This is a genomic window from Haladaptatus paucihalophilus DX253, assembly GCF_000376445.1.
Taxonomy (GTDB): Archaea; Halobacteriota; Halobacteria; order Halobacteriales; family Haladaptataceae; genus Haladaptatus; species Haladaptatus paucihalophilus.
The window spans coordinates 169,600-187,378 of sequence record NZ_AQXI01000001.1 but is presented as its reverse complement, the minus strand read 5'-3'; the positions used below and the strand labels follow the sequence as shown (position 1 = coordinate 187,378).

General features: G+C 64.8%; 22 protein-coding genes. 11 read left to right on the top strand and 11 right to left on the bottom strand.

Annotation, left to right across the window (positions count from 1 at the left end):
* The first annotated feature begins 7 nt into the window (after positions 1-7).
* Together B208_RS0101090 and B208_RS0101085 are read left to right on the top strand one after the other, a co-directional pair.
* On the top strand, positions 8-289 hold the full coding sequence (locus tag B208_RS0101090; RefSeq protein ID WP_007978562.1) for a hypothetical protein: 282 nt from the start codon (positions 8-10) through the stop codon (positions 287-289).
* A gap of 246 nt (positions 290-535) precedes the next feature.
* On the top strand, positions 536-850 hold the full coding sequence (locus B208_RS0101085; protein ID WP_007978560.1) for a GerW family sporulation protein: 315 nt from the start codon (positions 536-538) through the stop codon (positions 848-850).
* 16 nt (positions 851-866) lie between these two features.
* Here the strand turns inward: B208_RS0101085 and cruF are convergent, their stop codons facing one another.
* The 3 genes from cruF to B208_RS0101070 are packed head-to-tail and all read right to left on the bottom strand — an operon-like array spanning position 867 to position 4,069.
* Complete coding sequence (gene cruF / locus B208_RS0101080) at positions 867-1,700, bottom strand: bisanhydrobacterioruberin hydratase (protein WP_007978558.1); 834 nt, start codon at positions 1,698-1,700, stop codon at positions 867-869.
* Positions 1,693-2,520 carry a prenyltransferase gene (locus tag B208_RS0101075; protein ID WP_018128652.1) on the bottom strand — a complete coding sequence of 276 codons (828 nt, stop codon included), beginning with the start codon at positions 2,518-2,520 and terminating at the stop codon, positions 1,693-1,695. The genes cruF and B208_RS0101075 overlap by 8 nt, the downstream gene beginning before the upstream one ends.
* Before the next feature lie 19 nt (positions 2,521-2,539).
* Positions 2,540-4,069, bottom strand: a complete 1,530-nt coding sequence (locus B208_RS0101070; protein ID WP_007978554.1) for a phytoene desaturase family protein — start codon at positions 4,067-4,069, stop codon at positions 2,540-2,542.
* Between the two features lie 363 nt (positions 4,070-4,432).
* Here B208_RS0101070 and B208_RS0101065 point away from each other — a divergent pair, with 363 nt between their 5' ends.
* Positions 4,433-4,741 (top strand): hypothetical protein, encoded by a 309-nt coding sequence (locus B208_RS0101065; protein WP_007978553.1) that lies wholly within the window; start codon positions 4,433-4,435, stop codon positions 4,739-4,741.
* Between the two features lie 73 nt (positions 4,742-4,814).
* On the opposite strand, the gene B208_RS0101060 is transcribed toward B208_RS0101065, so the two are convergent.
* Both B208_RS0101060 and btuC read right to left on the bottom strand, forming a co-directional pair.
* Positions 4,815-6,101, bottom strand: coding sequence for an ATP-binding cassette domain-containing protein (locus tag B208_RS0101060; RefSeq protein WP_007978552.1), 1,287 nt, complete (start codon positions 6,099-6,101; stop codon positions 4,815-4,817).
* Positions 6,098-7,207 carry a vitamin B12 ABC transporter permease BtuC gene (gene btuC / locus B208_RS0101055; RefSeq protein ID WP_007978551.1) on the bottom strand — a complete coding sequence of 370 codons (1,110 nt, stop codon included), beginning with the start codon at positions 7,205-7,207 and terminating at the stop codon, positions 6,098-6,100. The genes B208_RS0101060 and btuC overlap by 4 nt, the downstream gene beginning before the upstream one ends.
* Before the next feature lie 60 nt (positions 7,208-7,267).
* On the opposite strand from btuC, the gene B208_RS0101050 reads away from it, so the two are divergent.
* From B208_RS0101050 to B208_RS0101020, 7 genes are all read left to right on the top strand, one after another.
* Entirely contained in the window at positions 7,268-8,347 is a 1,080-nt protein-coding gene (locus tag B208_RS0101050; RefSeq protein ID WP_007978550.1) for a PGF-CTERM-anchored ABC transporter substrate-binding protein, read from the top strand.
* 334 nt (positions 8,348-8,681) lie between these two features.
* Positions 8,682-8,963, top strand: coding sequence for a signal recognition particle subunit SRP19 (srp19, locus tag B208_RS0101045; RefSeq protein ID WP_007978549.1), 282 nt, complete (start codon positions 8,682-8,684; stop codon positions 8,961-8,963).
* A complete protein-coding gene (locus B208_RS0101040; RefSeq protein WP_007978548.1) occupies positions 8,963-9,190 on the top strand; it encodes an H/ACA ribonucleoprotein complex subunit GAR1 in 228 nt (75 codons plus the stop codon). Before srp19 ends, B208_RS0101040 begins: the two co-directional genes overlap by 1 nt.
* 80 nt (positions 9,191-9,270) lie before the next feature.
* Positions 9,271-10,299 carry a presenilin family intramembrane aspartyl protease PSH gene (locus tag B208_RS0101035; protein ID WP_007978547.1) on the top strand — a complete coding sequence of 343 codons (1,029 nt, stop codon included), beginning with the start codon at positions 9,271-9,273 and terminating at the stop codon, positions 10,297-10,299.
* A gap of 73 nt (positions 10,300-10,372) precedes the next feature.
* Positions 10,373-11,689, top strand: coding sequence for an ATP-grasp domain-containing protein (locus B208_RS0101030; protein ID WP_007978546.1), 1,317 nt, complete (start codon positions 10,373-10,375; stop codon positions 11,687-11,689).
* 51 nt (positions 11,690-11,740) lie between these two features.
* Positions 11,741-12,001, top strand: coding sequence for a hypothetical protein (locus B208_RS0101025; protein ID WP_007978545.1), 261 nt, complete (start codon positions 11,741-11,743; stop codon positions 11,999-12,001).
* A 60-nt stretch (positions 12,002-12,061) separates the two neighbouring features.
* On the top strand, positions 12,062-12,484 hold the full coding sequence (locus B208_RS0101020; protein WP_007978544.1) for a hypothetical protein: 423 nt from the start codon (positions 12,062-12,064) through the stop codon (positions 12,482-12,484).
* Between the two features lie 7 nt (positions 12,485-12,491).
* Here B208_RS0101020 and B208_RS0101015 read toward each other — a convergent pair whose 3' ends face one another.
* From B208_RS0101015 to B208_RS0101005, 3 genes are all read right to left on the bottom strand, one after another.
* Entirely contained in the window at positions 12,492-13,490 is a 999-nt protein-coding gene (locus B208_RS0101015; RefSeq protein ID WP_007978543.1) for an ornithine cyclodeaminase family protein, read from the bottom strand.
* Positions 13,491-13,672: 182 nt separating this feature from the next.
* Positions 13,673-13,894 (bottom strand): hypothetical protein, encoded by a 222-nt coding sequence (locus B208_RS0101010; RefSeq protein WP_007978542.1) that lies wholly within the window; start codon positions 13,892-13,894, stop codon positions 13,673-13,675.
* Between the two features lie 275 nt (positions 13,895-14,169).
* Entirely contained in the window at positions 14,170-15,426 is a 1,257-nt protein-coding gene (locus tag B208_RS0101005; RefSeq protein WP_007978541.1) for an OFA family MFS transporter, read from the bottom strand.
* Between the two features lie 87 nt (positions 15,427-15,513).
* Between B208_RS0101005 and B208_RS0101000 the strand changes: the two genes are divergently transcribed.
* Positions 15,514-16,155 (top strand): SdpI family protein, encoded by a 642-nt coding sequence (locus B208_RS0101000; RefSeq protein ID WP_007978540.1) that lies wholly within the window; start codon positions 15,514-15,516, stop codon positions 16,153-16,155.
* Positions 16,156-16,165: 10 nt separating this feature from the next.
* Here B208_RS0101000 and B208_RS0100995 read toward each other — a convergent pair whose 3' ends face one another.
* The 3 genes from B208_RS0100995 to B208_RS0100985 all read right to left on the bottom strand — a co-directional run bounded on the left by B208_RS0100995 (position 16,166) and on the right by B208_RS0100985 (position 17,674).
* Positions 16,166-16,567 carry a pyridoxamine 5'-phosphate oxidase family protein gene (locus B208_RS0100995; protein WP_007978538.1) on the bottom strand — a complete coding sequence of 134 codons (402 nt, stop codon included), beginning with the start codon at positions 16,565-16,567 and terminating at the stop codon, positions 16,166-16,168.
* A gap of 74 nt (positions 16,568-16,641) precedes the next feature.
* Complete coding sequence (locus B208_RS0100990; protein ID WP_007978536.1) at positions 16,642-17,061, bottom strand: DUF3054 domain-containing protein; 420 nt, start codon at positions 17,059-17,061, stop codon at positions 16,642-16,644.
* A 22-nt stretch (positions 17,062-17,083) separates the two neighbouring features.
* Positions 17,084-17,674 (bottom strand): class I SAM-dependent methyltransferase, encoded by a 591-nt coding sequence (locus B208_RS0100985; protein WP_007978534.1) that lies wholly within the window; start codon positions 17,672-17,674, stop codon positions 17,084-17,086.
* Positions 17,675-17,779: the final 105 nt, after the last annotated feature.

Below are 17,779 nucleotides of genomic sequence, written 5' to 3'. Positions count from 1 at the left end.
ACGGCCGATGTTCGACCGAAGAACCGTCCACTGGGCCGGGACACGCGCCATCGCGTTCGGAGCGGCGTTGGTCGTCCTCTCGCTTCCGCTCGTCATCGTGGGCGTCGCCGACGTTCTCGCCGACGCGGCGTCGATTACGACGGCGATAGACGTGCTGATTCACCTCGCTCCGGTCGAGGCGGTACACCGAGACTCGTGGACGCCGCTCTCGCTCGGACTTCTGGGCGTCGGAATCGGGTGCTGGTCGCTCGGCGTCGGATTCTTGTTACAGGGCCGAACAGAAGGGTAGAAAAACCGACGGATAGCGGTGCGGTGGCAAGGAGATGGTGTGGCGCGAGGTGCTGGCTGGTAGTGGTTGGTGGTGGATGATGTTCGATATGTTACGACAACGCCGTGTGCGCCACAGTTCGTGGCTGGCACGGGCGATAGAAAAACGTCACTAGTTGTACTATATACGTCCCAATAGCGGACGGTACCCGCTTCGACGCGTGTCAACACCCGAAATCATTTGTTCCTGCTTCGTTTTCGAAGGGGTATGGACGTATTCGAGCGACTCGAAGCCCTCCTGCAGCAATTCCGTCGAAACGTGGGTGCCGAAACGGTGTACGGAACGCCGATACAGGTCGGCAACCGAACAATCATCCCGATAGCGAAGGTGAGCTACGGGTTCGGCGGCGTCGGCGGTTCGGACGGCAGTCGAATGGGCGGCGGTGCGGGGGCGGCCCCAATCGGCGCGCTCGAAGTGTCGCCCGAAGGGACGCGATTCGTGCGGTTTTCGGAGTCGCGGCGAACGCTCGCGGCCCTCGGTCTCGGTATCGCCATCGGCCTGCTCGTGCGTCGTCGCGTCTGAGAACCCGACCGTCCGGTCAGCGGGAGAGTCCAGTCGCCGGTCGAAAGACGGCGAAGTCGAAGCGGTCTATCTTTCTGAGGCCGACGAACAGGAGGGCGGCCACGACGACCGGAATCCAGTGTTCGAAGTAGAGGTTCATCGCACCCCAGAGGATGACGAAGCTCACCATGTCGTCCAGCATGAACTCACAGGAGTCGAGTCTGTCGCGGAGCGCCCGCCAATCGAATCCGAGTTCGACGAGTCCGACGGCGACAGCGCCGCTGACGACCCAGCCGAGGTAGTTCGAGAGCGGGACGCCGTAGTACGCGCCGCCGTCGGCGTACGCCCAGAACCGGAGCGCGACGGCCGCCGGGTCCAACACGAGGTCGATGACGACGACGACGGCGAGCGAGGCCGCAAAGCGGGCGAGGCGGGAGTCCGCCCGCGGGCCGAGCAACAGGAGACAGAGCAGGTAGCTGTTCAGCACGAGCGGGAAGAAAAACACCGGAAGCCCCGCCGGAACCGTCCCGAACAGCATCGGGCCGAGTTCGAGGACGTAGTGGAACTTCCCGTACGGGAACCCTGTCGTCACGCCGAGGAACTCGATGGCGTACGTGTAGGCCGTCAACAGGAGGAGCGCGATACCCGCCCGTCGGTCCACGAGCGGCGTCAACCCGGCCACGAGCGGCGAGCGCATGACGAGCGTCCCGAAGATGATGAGGAAGGGGTTCCGCGCGAGCCACGCCGGGAGCCACGCCTCGTACCCCACCACGAACAGCGCGGCACCGATGAGCGGAAAGACGACCGCGATGGTGAACCGGTTCTCGCGGACGAGCGCGGAAAGCCGCGCCTCCGCGGCGCGTCTATCCACGGACGACACCCCACAGGCCGCCCACGGTCAACACGGCCCCGACGGCGGTGTTGATGGCCGGATACCACCAGTAGGCGCGTGCGATGTCCACGTCGCGGGTGACCCACGCGACGACGAGCAGGGGGTACGCCAGCAGGAGCAGTCCCGCGCGGACGTCGAGGAGCGCGAACAGCCCCGCCGCGAGGAGCCAGCAGACGGCACAGTAGGCGAGGGTTCGGGACTCCCCGAGCGCCGTCGCCGTCGTCCGAATCCCGGCGCGACGGTCGGGTTCGATTTCGGGTATCGCGGAGAACGTGTGCATTCCCATCGCCCAGAGCCACCCGCCGACCACGGCGAGGAGTGGGGGCTGACTCCCGGCGAGCGCCGCGTAGGCCGCCGCGCCCGGGAGGACGTACAGCCCGTTCGAGAGCGAGTCGATGAACGGCGTCGTCTTGAACCGGAGCGGCGGTGCGGAGTACTCCGCGCCGAGGAGGAGGAAGCCGACGAGCCACGGCCACGCCGCGGACGGCGTGACGAACAGGAACCCGACGCCGAGCGCGGCACAGACCGCGACTGCGACGGGAACCGCTCGGTCCCCTCGATACCGCGACTCTCGCCCCTCTTTCTTCGGATTCTCCTCGTCCACGTCGGCGTCGAACACGTCGTTGATGCCGTAGAGGAAGACGTTGGCCGGGAACAGGAAGTAGACGAACAGGGCGACCGAGACGGGGGAGAGGAGGTCGCCGACGGTCGATGCGCCGTAAGCCAAACCCACCAGTACCGGCCCGGCGAGATAGAGCCAGAATCGCGGCCGCGACAGCGTGAGGAAGGAACGGATCATCGTGTGTCGGTACTCGACGTTAGTGGTCCTCGACCATGGCGTCCGCGGTGTGTTGGCCGCTGATGAGGCACATCGGGACGCCGATGCCGGGCGTTGTGTACGACCCGGTGAAATACAGGCCATCGACCGTCGGCGACCGGTGGCCGGGGCGCATCGGTCCGGTCTGCAGGAGCGTGTGGGCGAGGCCGAGCGCGGTTCCCTTCGTGCTGTTGTAGCGGTCGGCGAACTCCGAGACGGAGAAGGACTCCTCGAAGACGATGCGGTCGCGGAGCGAGACGCCCGTGTTCGCCTCGATGTCGTCCAACAGCTTCTCGCGGAAGTTCTCGCGTATCGCCGGGCCGTCGGGCAGTCCGGGCGCGATGGGGACGAGCGCGAACAGGTTGCTGTGTCCCTCGGGCGCGACCGAATCGTCGGTCTCGCTCGGAACGCAGAGGTAGTAGGCCGGGTCGTCGGGCCACGACGGGGTATCGAATATCCGGTCGAAGTGCTCGTTCCAGTCCTCGGGCAGGACGAGCGTGTGGTGGGCGAGCGGTTCCACGTCGCCCTCGACGCCGAGGTACAGGAGGAACGCCGACGGCGCGTAGGTCCGCGACTCCCAGTAGTCGGCGTCGTACTGGCGGGACTCCGGTGGGAGGAGTTCCTGTTCCGTGTGGGGGTAGTCCGCGTCGCTCACCACGAGGTCAGCCGCGATTCTCTCGTCGGCGCTGTGGACGAAGAAATCGCCCTCGTGACCCGTGATGTCCGTCACTTCGTAGTCGGTTCGGAACTCGACGCCCAGTTCCTCGGCGAGTTCGACGATACCGTCCACGACGCCGCCGAGACCGTTTTCCGGGTAGTAGACGCCGAGGTTGAAATCGACGTGGCTCATCAGGTTGTAGATGGCGGGCGTGTTCTTCGGCGACCCGCCGAGGAAGACCAGCGTGTACTGCATTATCTGCTGGAGTCGCGGGTCGTCGAAGTACTGCTCCACGTGGTCCTGCATCGACCCGAGGAGGTTCAGCCCGCGGGCGTTCCGCGCAACGTCCATCGAGACGTAATCCCGGAACCGGGAGCGGTCGGTGTAGACGAAGTGCTCCATTCCGACGCCGTAGTTCCGTTCGGATTGGTCGAGATAGCGCTGGAGCGCCTCGCCAGCGCCCGGTTCGAACGACTCGAACAGCTCCTTGTTCTTCTCCAACTCCGGGAGGATATCGACGAAATCGACCCCTTCGGTTCCGTTCTCGCTCCCATCTCCGTTTTCGCTCCCCCGCCCGTCGCCGTCCTTGAAGAAGATACGGTAGTGCGGGTCGAGTCGCTCCAGTCGGTAGTAGTCGCTCGGCGTGCGGTCGAAGTGACCGAAAAAGCGTTCGAACACGTCGGGCATGAGGTACCACGACGGACCCATGTCGAACCGGAAGCCGTCTTCCTCCAGTCTGCTCGCGCGGCCGCCGAGCTGTTCGTTCTTTTCGAGAACCGTCACGTCCGCGCCCGCGTCGGCGAGATAGCACGCAGTCGAAAGCCCGCCGAAGCCGCTCCCCACGACGACGACGGTGCTGTCCGCGAGATTCATACCGGATATGGGGGCGCGAAACTGATAAAAACGACTCCCCGACGTGTTGGGTTCCGGTGTGGATAAGGTCGGTTTTTCGGTGGTTTAGCGGGCGTATAACAAAGGTGGCGGAAGTCATAGAAACGGATGCGCCCCTTCCTGACTCGGGCGCGTCAGTCAGTGTGAGCACGCGTATCTCGGCGGTGCCGGAGGCTCTGGCGGGAGGTTGGCTTCCTCCCAAAGTGTCACCAATCCTCTCACGTAAGTTCTCATCCCGAGATACCGTAGACCCCACACTGCGCTATCTCCCTTGCTTTCGATACTATCATTCGGTAGACTTATGTCCGCGTGCCCCACCCTGAGTAGCAACAGAGTCGAACCCACGTGGAACTTGACGCATTCTTTCTGTTGTTGGGTGTCGCCGCGCTGTCGTTTCTCGTCGTCGTCTCGCTCTACGTCGTCTGGTCCCGAATCGTGGGGCTCGACCCGACGGTCGCACAGAAGTTCGCCTCGTTCACCGGCATCAAGCGGTTTCTCACCGCGCTCGTTTCGGGTGCCCTGCTGGGAACCGCGGCCGTCATCGCGCCGTCCGTGCCGGTCGGCATCGCGGCCATCGTCATGCTCGCCGCGAGCGCCTTCGCCGCGCTGATGCTGTTCGAACTGGCACAACGGCGCTACGCGAACCGGTCGTGACGGCGTAAGCGTCCCTTGTACGCGGACAAACGGCGACGGAGAGTGTGACACAAAACCGAGATTCCGACGGCGGTCACACCGCGTCGGCGACCGCCGAGAGGAGGTCGTCCGGGGACACCACCGTTCCGCGCTCGCGGAGCGACCGGTACCGAACCGCCGCCTCGCTTCCGGCGTAGTTCCTGTCCTCGAAGGGTCGTTCCTCCACGACGACGACCGATTCCGCCTCGGCGGCGGCGTCCAGGTTCGCCACGTTGCCCGTCCCAATTTCGACGTCGGCGAGGACGGTCACGTCGGCCTCGCGGATGCGCCGCTCGACGGCGGTTCGCGCCTCGGGGCCGATGGGCGCGAAGGGCTCTTCGGCGACCGTCTCCAGTCCGAGGTGGCGGGCGGTTTCGAGGTCCGAGTCGCCCTCGTTCAACACGCCGACGGACACCTCGTGGCCCGCCGCCGAGAGCAAGTAGAGGAGTCGTGAGACGGTTCCGCCGCCGCCGATGACGTGCACCCGACCGCTCCCATCGTCCTCGCGGTCGCCATTGCCGTCGGTTCCGGCGGTTCGCTCGGGGAGCGCGGTCACGTAGGTCGAACCGGTCACGGGGTGTCTGGAGACCACCGCGCGAGTGTCGAACGCCTCGCGGAGGGTCTCCTCGGCGAGTACCTCGGTGGGGGTTCCGTCGGCGAGCACGGACCCGTCCGCGAGGAGCAGGAGTTCGTCGCAGTAGTGGGCGGCGAGGTTCAAGTCGTGAATCGCGGCGACGACGGTCTTCCCGTCGGCGACGAGTTCGCGGACGAGTTCGAACGTGCGGACTTGGTGATTGATGTCGAGGCTGGCGGTCGGTTCGTCCAACAGGAGGACGGGGGTGTCCTGTGCGAGCGCCCGCGCCAGTAACACGCGCTGGCGCTCGCCGCCGCTGACCTCGGTGATGGAGCGGTCGGCGAACGCCGACACCTCGGTTCGGTCCATCGCGCGTTCCACCACATCGGTCCCCCTTTCCCCGCCGAATCCGTCGCTCCCCGCGGGTTTCGCGCCTATTTCGCTCCCGAACCGGGTCCGGTACGGGTTCCGACCCATCGCCACCACGTTGCGCACGTCGAAATCGAACGAGAGAGAGGTGTCCTGTGGTACGGTCGCCACGCGACGGCTGGCGGCCTTCGAGGAGAGGTCCGCGATAGCGTCGTCGTCCACGACCACGCGGCCCGAATCGGGCGAAAGGACGCCGTTGGTCGCGCGGAGGAGGGTCGTCTTGCCCGCCCCGTTCGGCCCGACGAGGCCGACGAAACGCCCTTCGTCGATGGACGCCGACACGCCGTCGAGGACCTCGTTTTCGCCGAGCGTTATCGAGACGTCCTCGATTCGAATCACAGCGAGCGCACCTCGCGTTTGCGGAGCAGATAGAGGAAGAAGGGCGCGCCGAGGAAGGCGGTGACGATGCCGACGGGGAGGTCCACCGCGCCGACGGCGGAGCGAGCGACGGTATCGGTTGCGACCAGAAAGACGGCCCCGGCGAGCGCGCTGGTGGGGAGCAGGATGCGGTGGTCGGGACCGACCAGCAGGCGCATGATGTGCGGGACGACGAGGCCGACGAACCCGATGACGCCGGACACCGAAACCGCGGCGGCGGTGACGACGCTGGCGACGGTGAGAAGGAGGCGCTTCGTCCGCTCGACTTCCACGCCGAGGTTGTGGGCGTCCTCCTCGCCGAGCAGGAGAACGTTGAGGTCGGCCGCGAACGCGAGGAGGACGGCGAATCCGAGGACGGAGACGGGGAGCGCGAGGCCGACCTTCGTCCACGACGCGTTGTGGAGGTGACCCATCAGCCACAGCACGGCCTCGCGGAGGCTTCTGCCGCTCCGGAGGAGGAGGAAGGAGACGACGGCACCGAGGAGCGTCTGTACCGCGACACCGGCGAGGAGGAGGGTGGCGACGGGGGTTCGCCCGTTCTGCGTCGCCAGCAGGTAGACGCTGAAGGCGGCGGCGATTGCACCGCCGAACGAGAAGAGGGGGAGCGCGAAGGGGATGGAAATCGAGAGCGCGATGGTCGCCACCGCGCCGACCGCCGCGCCGGAGGAGACGCCGATGATGGACGGGTCCGCCATCGGGTTGCGGAAGAAACCCTGCATCACGACGCCCGCGGTTGCGAGGGCGAAGCCCACGACTCCGGCGAGGGCGATTCGCGGCAGTCGAAGTCGAACGACGATGACCTCGGCGGTGTGTGGAACCGCGAACGAGAAGACGTGACCGTACCGAAGGTCCAGCGCGGGAACCCCGATGGTCAGTCCGCCGGGCACGACGAGCGCCTGCTTGCCGAGCCGGACGCCGGTCGGCACCGCCACCGCGTTGAGAATGGCCTTGCCGACGACGACAGGCGAGAGCGAGGTCGGACCGATGGCCGCGCTCACCAGCACGACGGCGACGAGCGTCGCCGCCAACCCCGCACACCACGTCGTCACGCGCGTCCCGTATCGCATCTCTTTGAAAGTGAAGTTGCTTTAGGTAAATATTTATTGAATACGCTCGACGGCCGATGTATGAGACGCGTACTGCTGTCGGCACTGGTGCTCGTCGCCGCGGTCGTCGGCTCCCTCGGAGTCGGCCTCGGCGCGGGCGTCGCCGGTGCACAGGAGACCTGCACGTACCCGGTCACGAAGACCGACGCGACGGGCACGAACGTCACGATAGAGGAAGAACCGAGTCGGATCGTCACGCTCTCGCCGAGCGCGGCCCAGACGATGTGGAAGATCGGCGGGAAGGAGAAAGTCGTCGGCGTCTCGAAGTACTCCGCGTACCTCGACGGCGCGAGCGCGAAGGCGAACGTCTCGGGTTCCGGGATGACGGCGGCCGTCCCCGAGAAGGTCGTCGCGCAGGAACCCGACCTCGTTCTCGCGCCCAACGTCATCTCGGACGAGACGGTGAAGAAGCTCCGCGATGCGGGGCTGACGGTGTACAAGTTCCGCGAGTCGAAGTCCATCGACGACATCTACGCGAAAACCGAACTCACGGGGCGACTCACCGGCGAGTGCGACGGCGCACAACGGACCGTCTCGTGGATGAAAGACCGCATCGAAACCGTCCATCAGGCCGTCGAGGGCGAGGACAGCCCTAAGGTCATGTACGTGATGAGCGGCGGGTACACCGCCGGGTCGGGAACCTTCATGGACACCATCATCACGCAAGCGGGCGGAACGAACGTCGCGGCCGAGGCGGGAATAAAGAGCTATCAGCCGATCAGCAGCGAAGTCGTCGTCGAACAGCAACCCGACTGGTTCATCCTCTCGGCCGGTTCGAAGATTCCCGACGATTATGGCGAAACCCCGGCCGCGAAGGAGAACCGGACCGTCTCGCTGAACCCGAACTACGTGAGCCAACCCGCCCCGCAAATCGTGACACCCATCACGAAACTGGCGAAGACGCTCCACCCGGAGGCGTACGCACAGGCCAACGTCACCACGACGACTGAAACCACGAACACGGACACGAGCGGCACCGACTCGAAAACGACCACGACTACTGCCGCCACGACGACGGAATCGAACGGCCAACCCGGACTCGGCGTTCCCGTCGCCGTCGCCGCCGTCGCGCTGGTCGGACTGCTGGCGCGGCGCGACTGAGCGGTTCGAAATCCCCCGACTTTCCCTGCTGCCCTCACCGTGACCGCCAAGGTAATCTACTAAAGCGTAGTGAAAAGTACTGAATGTTGTTGTACTACTACTGAATCCTCTGTCCTCATACTATTTTATACTATTTTACACTGTTCTACACTGTTTTCTACTGCTCTCTACTGTTTTCTGCTACTCTACACTTCCATCTACTTTCTTCCATCTTCATATACTGTATTCTACTATTCCGTATCGTCCGTAACGGAAGCGGACCCACGACCGACATCGGTTCCCGCCTCGGCGTGACACGAAAAGGCGTTTAACGCGGGACTGTGGAGAGGTAGGTATGGTCGAGATAGTCATCTGGCCCGCCTACATCGACGCGGAGTTGACCCGCGGCGAGGGGCGGCGGGTGCCCCAGGAATCCGCCGTCGAGGACCCGACGGTGGACGAGATCGCCCGAGCGGTGCAACAAGTCGGCTACGATACCGTCATCGAACGCGACAAAGCCTACTCCCGCGAGGGGTGGACGGCGCGCGGTCGCGTGTTGGTGCAGAACGCCGACGACTCCTCGAAGAACGACCTCATTCAGGCCGTCGCCGCGTACGTCACGGCCATGCGCAACTGATGCAGCGGTTGGGACAGGTCGTCCGGACGGCCCAAGGACTCGCCATCGTGCGGTCGCCGAGCGATGAGTACCCGAACATCGGGACGACGGTGGTGGACGAAGGGCTGTCGGAAGTCGGTCGGGTCGTGGACGTGTTCGGGCCGGTGTCGCGGCCGTACGTGGCGGTGTCGCCGGACGAGGACGCGCAACTGGCGATGCTTGTCGGGTCGAAGCTCTACGCCCGCTAGCGGTTTCGCGCTCGGTTCACGAACTACCAGCCGTCCGACGAACCCAAAACCACAAAGAGGGGGCACTTCCTTCTCCGCATATGGATACTCGAACGCGGGAGTTCGTCGCCTCCGGGTTCACCGTCGCCATCTTTCTGGCGGTGCAACTCGGCGCGCTGGCGCTGGTGGGGCCGTTCAAGACGGCGGGCTACCAGACGGTCAAGGACCCCTCCAATCCGACGAACAGCCTCGTCTACATCGGCGTTATCCTCGTCTTCACGGCGGGAATGTTGTTGGTCATCAAACTCGGCGTGGAGTGGATTCTCCGCGCGATAATCATCCTCACGAGCGGGATGCTCTCGCTGTACGTCTTCACCGTGGTGATTCCGGCCGTCGTCACCGTCACGGTCGATGGGTCACAGGTCAACGTCCTCGCGTGGGCCGCCGCCGCGCTCGTTTCGGTCGCGCTGTTGCTCTATCCCGAATGGTACGTCATCGACTCGGCGGGCGTCGTGATGGGGGCCGGGTCGGCCGGACTGTTCGGCATCAGTTTCGGCCTGCTCCCCGCGATTCTCCTGCTCGCGGTGCTCGCGGTGTACGACGCCATCAGCGTCTACGGCACGGAACACATGCTGACGCTCGCCTCGGGCGTGATGGACCTGAAGATACCCGTCATCCTCGTGATTCCGCTGTCGCTCTCCTACTCCTTCCTCGAAGACGCGGTGCAGGCCACCAGCGAGGGTGCGGTGAACGAGGACGAGGTGGCGGCGTCGGCCGACGAACAGGCGGTGGACGGCGGCGAGGACGTCGAGACGGACGAGGCCGGAAGCGGTGCTCACGACCGGGACGCGTTCTTCATCGGACTCGGCGATGCCGTCATGCCGACCGTGATGGTCGCCAGCGCGGCCTTCTTCTCCCCGGCCGAACCGCTTCTCTCGGGTATCGCGCTCAACCTGCCCGCGCTGACCGCGATGGTCGGGACGCTCGTCGGACTGGTCGTCCTGCTCTGGATGGTGATGAAGGGTCGGGCACACGCCGGACTGCCGCTCCTGAACGGCGGCGCTATCGGCGGGTACCTCGTCGGCGCGCTGGCGAGCGGTATCCCGCTGCTGAAAGCCCTCGGACTGTAACACGACCGTTTTCGGACCTCTCCTGGTTTCTGACCGACGAAACCGACAGGCTCGTTCCACGCCTAGAGTGCGTATGGCTCGCACAGACGACGCCCCGATTCGGGTCGGCGTCCTCAGTTTTCACAACAGCAAGGAGACGAAGGCCATTTTGAACGCGGTTGAGGACCTCGGTTACACGCCGGTCTGGTTACGGAAGGGAAACACCCGGATTCAGATACTCGACGACGAGCCGCGGTTCGCCCCGGACGTGGATATCGTCGTCAATCGGCTGCTGTTGACGACCGCGGAACACCCGCTGGAACACCTCGAAATCGCTAACGCGGTCGCCGGACTCCGCCCGATGGTCAACCGGCCGGACGCCGTGCTGACCGCGATTCACAAGTACGCGACCGCGGTCCGCCTCTCGAACCACGGCATCAGGACGCCGGATTCGTTCCTCGGACTGTCCGCCGCCACGTTCGCGGAGGGTCGTCGCTTCGTCGGCGGGCCGATACTCCAGAAGGCGGGAATCGGAACTCACGGCGAAGCCGCGTGGAAGGTCGGGACGGGCAAACGGCCGACGCCGATGGTCGGCAACAGACACACGTTCCTCCAGCGGTTTCTCGACCAAGACGGGAGACAGTCCGACGTCCGCGTCTACGTCGTCGGCGACGAAATCGTCGGCGCGATGCGACGCTCGGCCCCGAACGGCGACTGGCGGACGAACGTTGCGCGCGGGGGAACGCCGGAAGACGCGACGGACGAGATTCCCGACGAGGTTCGAACCATCGCACGCGAGGCGACGCACGTCCTCGGTCTCGACGTCGCCGGTGTCGACGTGATGGAGTGGAACGGCGACTGGTACGTCCTCGAAGTGAACCCGACGGCGGGGTTTACCGGCCTCTTCCGCGCGACCGGCAGCAGCGCGGCCCCGTTCATCGCCCGGTACGCCATCGAATGCGCTGGCGGCGAGGTCGCCAGCGAACGGGTCGAAGCGGTTGCGAGGACGCTCGACGACTCGATTCCGAACTGCAAGCCGGTCGATTCGGCCGCGGCGAACGGACGGCGGACGGTCGGCTACACGGAGTGGGTGACGGTCAACGGCATGCGCGAGGCGGCGTCGGTCGTCGCCAAGGCGGACACCGGCGCGACCCGAACGAGCATCGGCATCGACCTCGCGTCGCGCGTCGGCGCGGGACCCGTCAAGAGCAGCGCCGCCGTGAAGTTCGGCAGCGGGAAAACGAGCAAAACACGGCCGTTGGTGGACGTGGACATCGGCATCGGCGGGCGGTGGCACCGCGTCACGGCCAGCGTCGAGGACAGAAGCCACATGCGCCACCACCTCATCCTCGGGCGGGACGTGCTTTCGGACTATCGCGTCGATATCCGTCGCCGGGCGAACGAGGAGTGAGTTTCGTTCCGGCCGAAGGAGGTTTCAGTTCAGTCGTCCCACGAACGAACGATGCCGGACACAGGCACCGCGACTATCGTCTACGACGACCCGGACGGAAAGGTACAGGAACGAGCGGTCGAGAACGACGACATCGTGTACTTCGACGACCACTGGCTCGTCAAGGTCGGGGAAAACGACGACGGGGACGACGTGGTTCGACGCATACCGCGCGAGCGAGTCCACCACGTCGAGCGCTCCATCGACGAACTCGAAAAGAAGGTCGAGGGAGCCATCGAGAAGGCGAAAGAGCAGGTCGGCTGGTCGGCGTAAGCGCGTTCGCCGTCCGCTTTGCCACCACAGCTATCGACGCGGACCCCGTGGAACCGCCGTATGGCTTCGAACGTCAAAAACGGATTCGTGGGCGGACTTTTCAGCACCGTCGTCATGACCGTGTTTCGAGAGTCCGTCTCCGTATCGTACCCGCCGACGGCGGACTTTCTCGCACGATACGTCGGTGGCAACCCTGACGAGCATCCGCTGGGTGCCTTCTTCCTCCACGCGCTGTACGGTGCCGTCGCTGGCGGTTTCTTCAGCGTCGCGTTCGGCGAGGGGTCGAACTCGGCGCTCGACGCCGAAACGGAGGGGACCATCGCTGGCCTCGGTTACGGACTGCTCCTCTCTATTTTCGGCGAGCGCGTCATGCTCGGTCGGTTGGTAGGGATGACGCTCGAAGAGGACGAATCGACGATATTCCACGCCGGACACGCCATCTACGGCATCGCCCTCGGCGCGTGGGTCGGGTCGCGGTCGTAAACGGACGCTATTCCCCGGTCAACGCTTCGCTCGCGGGCGACAGCGAAATCGTCGAGCCGAGTTCCTCCGCCGTCGCCTTCTCGTAGAGCATGTACGCCGAGGCGACGGTTTCGATGCCGGTCCCGCCGCTGTCGAAGACGGTTATCTCGTCTTCGGATTCACGACCCGGTTTCTCGCCCGCGACCACCTCGCCGAGTTCGGCGTGGATGTGGTCCTCGTCCACCGCACCCGACTCCAGCGCCGCGAGGAACGACCCGGCGTCCTGCGTCGCCCGCTCTCGCAAGTCGGGGACGTATTTCGAGCGCTCTATCGTCGTCTCGTCGAGTTCGCTCTTTTCGGGATGATACTGTCCCATCGCGGTGACGTGCGTCCCGTCTTCGAGGATGTCGCCGTCGAACACCGGTTCGCTGGCCGTCGTCGCGGTGATAACGATGTCCGCGTCCTCGACTGCCGCGGCGCTGCTGGCGACGGCGGCGACCGACGCGGAGAGCGCCTCGTTCATCTCGGCCGCGAACGACTCGCGACTCTCCTTCGTCGGCGAGAAGACGGAGACGGTTTCGATGTCGCGGACGGTCACGGCGGCTTTGAGTTGTCCGCGCGCCTGTGCGCCGCTACCGATGATTGCGAGGGAGGTCGCGTCCTCGCGGGCGAGCGCGTCGAGTCCGACTGCACCCGCCGCGCCCGTCTTGAACGGATTCATGCTCGCGCCGTCGATGAGCGCGAGGGGCTGGCCGCTCTCGGCGTCGAACAGCGGCGTCATGAACCACGCATCGCCCGCGCCGAATCCGGCCGAGTACATGTACCCCCCCATCGCGCCGGTTTCGGGGAGAATCGCCGAGTAGCCGGTCAACATCCCCGCCGGTTCGTCGTTCACCAGCGTCGTTCGGGGTTTCGCGGGCGCGCCCGTCCCCCGCTGGCGGTAGCCGTCGCGCACGGCATCGACGAACTCGTCCATTCCGGCCAGTCCTGCAACGTCGTCGCTCGTCAAAAACAGCGTCTCGGTCATGGCTCACAAAACGGATGCCAGCGACAAAACCGTTGAGGAACGGGAAGCGGGAACCGACCGGACCGGGAACCGGAGACGCGATGGAGAGTCGGGACTCTGACGGGTATCGAAGGGAATTGAGGGAAGGAACGGTAACGGGAATCGAAGGAAGAGAGAAGAGGAGAGAGGGAAATCGAAGGGATTCAGTCAGCGGAGTTGATTGGCGTGGATGACTGGGGGTTCGGGGCGGGCGTTTCATCGACGGGACCGTTCACGAACAGCGCGTGTCCGATGAGGAGGACCGAGACGGTCGCTCCGAGGGGTACTGCAGTGGTCAGTGCGAGCCCGGCCGCGCTGAACGCTCCGGTTACGCCGACGAGTGCGAGCGGGATCAGTCCGAGAATGAGGTCGTAGTATCCAGTCATAATGTATTCTATAATATGCGGTGCAGGTATATAACTGTTTCCCGTAGGAAAAGCAGCTGTTTCCTGTATGCCTTGGGAATGCTCTAAGGAATCTACGGAAATAGTACTCATAACTTATGGAGATGCATCTGGAATACGGAGGCAGAGAAGCGCGAATATTGGCCTTTCGAGGGGTTCGTCGATGCCCAGTAGTAATCCACCAATCGCCCAAATCGTGTCACTGATAACCGTGCTAACCACTGGAAGAAAATTACGGAGAGAATTGGTTCGAACAATTAGCTGTCCGTCGGCGGACGGAGGAACAGCGCGCCGACCGCCGCCACGATTGCGAGCACGCCCCCGACGAGGAACGCCGTCGTCCACCCCGTCGCGGTGATGAGAAAGCCCGTGACCGCCCCGCCGAACACCCCGCCCCACATCTTGCCGGAGTAGAGGAGCGCGTAGTTCGCGGACGAGTGTTCTCGGCCGTAGTAGTCACCTACGACGCTCGGGAACAGCGTGTACTGCGGACTCCAGAAGAACGTGGCGACGATGACCGCGAGGATGAATCCGACGTTCGATTCCGCGCGCGCGAACCAGACGACGGCGAACAGGCCGATTCCACAGAGGAAAAAGGACGCCGCCATCGCCTTTTCGCGGTCGAGACGGTCCGAGGCGTCCCCGACGACCAGACGGCCGACGCCGCCCGCGACCGGCAACACCGTCGCCGAAACCGTCGCGATGACGGCCGCCAAACCGAGGTTTTCGGCGAAGGAGACGACCTTCGCGGTCAGCATCAGTCCGGCTCCGCTGGCGCAGACGAACATGACGTACATCACCCAGAACTGCCACGTTCCCGCCATCTCGCGCCACGTGTACTGCTTTCTCGCGGTCGGGTCGGCGTCGGAACCGGCGTCGTCGCCCCCGTTCGTCGTCGCTTCGAGCCACCCCTTCGGCGGGTCCCGAAGCACGACCGCGCCGACGATGATTCCGATTCCGATGAGCAGGCCCATGTTCCGGAGGACGCCGGGATAGTTCGCGGCCGTCGCGTTCGCCCGGACGTACGGAACGACCAGCGCACTGCCGCCCGCGAAAGCCATCGTCCCGAGTCCGGTCGTCAGGCCGCGACGGTCCGGGAACCACTTCAGCGCCGTGTTCACCGCGACCGTGTAGACGATGCCGACCCCGACGGCACCGAGCGAGTAGAGGACGTACAACTGCCAGACGCTCGTCGCACGCGAGAGGCCGAGGTAGCCGCCTCCCGCGAGGAGTCCGGCCAGTAGCGTCAGCGCACGCGGGCCGTGTCTGTCGCGCCACCAACCGACCGGGAACTGCGACCCCGCCTGAAAGATGACGAAGAGGGTGAACACCGCGCCGAGCGCCGCCGGGTCGATGGCGAGGCGGTTCGCCATCGGCGAACGGATGGACGACCAGACGTACTGATAGGGACTGACGAGCCCCATCATCACGACGGCGGCGGCGACCTGCCACCATCTGGAGAAGCCGAGCACGTCTTTCGCACGTGCAGAATAATCGATATCGGTAGTACTCATGGCGAAACGGACCGACCGGAGGTCAATCAGGATTGTGTTTGAGGAAACCCGCGTAGGTTTATATTGGTACGAGAACAATTATCGTCTATGAAGGGGAGAAAATCGTACTTCATCGCGCTCGCGCTCGTCGTCGTTTCGTTCGGCCTCAGCGCGTACTTCTATCCCCGAATGCCGGGACAGATGGCGACCCACTGGAACGCGAGCGGTGCCGCCGACGGGACGATGCCGAAACTGTGGGGCCTACTGCTTCTTCCGACGCTGACCGCGGGACTCCTCGTCCTGCTCGCCGCGCTTCCGCGCATCGACCCGCTCCGGAAGAACGTCGCGGCGTTTCGGGAGTACTACGACCTGTTCGTCGTCCTGTTCGTCGCCTTCATGCTGTACGTCCATCTGCTGACCATCCTGTGGAACCTCGGCTACCGGTTCAACTTCACGACCGTCCTCGCCCCGGCGATGGGCGTGTTGTTCTACTTCATCGGCGCGCTCATGAATCGCGTCGAGCGCAACTGGTTCGTCGGCATCAAGACCCCGTGGACGCTCTCGAACGACGACGTGTGGAAGAAGACGCATACGCGCGCCGGGCCGCTGTTCAAACTGGCGGGCGTCCTCGCCGTCCTCGCCGTCTTTGTCCCGCAGTACGCCATCTACCTGATGGTCGGGCCGGTGCTTCTCGCCTCCGTCTACCTCACGGTGTACTCCTACGTCGAATACCGGCGCGTCACCGTCTGAACGCGTTCCGTCAGTCCCCGCCGTGAGCGATAACCTCGTCGGGGCGAATTTTGAGGAGGACCCGCGCCGTTCGAATCTCCGGTTGGTACTCCTCGCCGGTGTATCGTCGTGAGAGGTCGTCGATGTGTTCCCGGGCACCGTCTTCGGTTACTTCGTCCACCTCGCCGAGGACGGAGAGCGCCCGGTAGCGGTCGTCGGGGTCCGTCATCCCCATTCCGACTTTCGGATTCTCTCGTACGTTTCGCTCCTTGCGCCGACCGCGTTCGGTGTTGACCAGCACTCTGTCCTCGTCGGCGTCGTAATCGACCCACACCGGCGTTACGTGCGGCAGGCCGTCCGGCGTGAGCGTGGCGAAGTACGCGAACACCGGCTTCTCGAACAACTCCTGAAACTCCGTCGGGATGGATGACATCACGAAATCCACAGTCGGGAGTCACTTCACGCTACGGGCCGCGGAGCCAGCCTTCGACCGGCGGAACGGGGAGGTTACAACGCGTTCGACGCGACGCTCGCCACGAGTCGCCAGACGGTCATGAAGAGCAGTCCGAAGCCGAGCATGACGAGGACGAACGTGAGCGGCGACTCGCCGTGGAAGAACGACGTCGCGCGAAGGCCCGCTCCGATGAGCGCGGCGATGACCCACGTTCCGTCCGCTAACAGCACCGAACTGCGGACCGACCGACGCGCGCGTGAACTGTACAGTCCGACGACGAGCGACGCGATTATCCACCCGATGAGGAACGGCGCGACGGTCCCGGCGAAGTAGCCGGGATTCCCGATGATGTTCTCGTTGTGGTTCATACTCCCGATTCCGAGGAGGACGACCAACACCATCACGTCGCCGATGACCAGTCCTGCCGTGGTTGACGAGCGGTCGAACCGTCGGGTGCCGAACGCACTGCTCATACACGGTGTTGGAACGCCGGGGTTATGGCGTTCCCGGTGTCGGCTTGACGCCCGCGACGGTGTAGTCGAATCCGCGATTTCGAACGCGCGGGACGAGATTCGCGGCGTCCAACTTCCGAACCAAGGCCTCCGGCGTGACGAACGTCGAGTCCATCCCCAGCAGGTGTTCGCCGCGGACGAGGAACCACCCGCGGACCGTCGCCGGGTTGTACTCGCGGACGATGAGCACGCCGCCCGGACGGAGGATTCGCTCGACCTCCGCGAGCGTCGCGTCCGGGTCGCCGATGTGATGCAGCGCGTCGGAGATGACGGCGGCATCGACGGACTCGCTCGCCAGCGGCAGTCTCGTAGCGTCGCCGCGCACGCAGGCCAAGCCGTGACTGTGGGCCTGTGCGAGCATCCCCGCCGACGCATCGACCACGACCTCCTCGTTGACATCCAAGGCCCGAACGGCACGACCGGTTCCCCCGGCGACGTCGGCGATTCGCTCTATCGGACGCTCCGCCTGTTCGAGTCCCTCGCGGAGGACGTCGGAGTCCGATTCCGGCGAGAAGGAGTCGTAAAAGCGCGCGATGCGGTCGAAGTGCCCGATGTCGCCGTCGGTAGGGGTCATATCGGAACAACGAATGCGACCACATAAAATCCGGCGGGGGACCGACATCCGTTCTCCCGCGACCGCCCCGATGGATGGATGTACGTCGCGTCGAAACCGGATGAC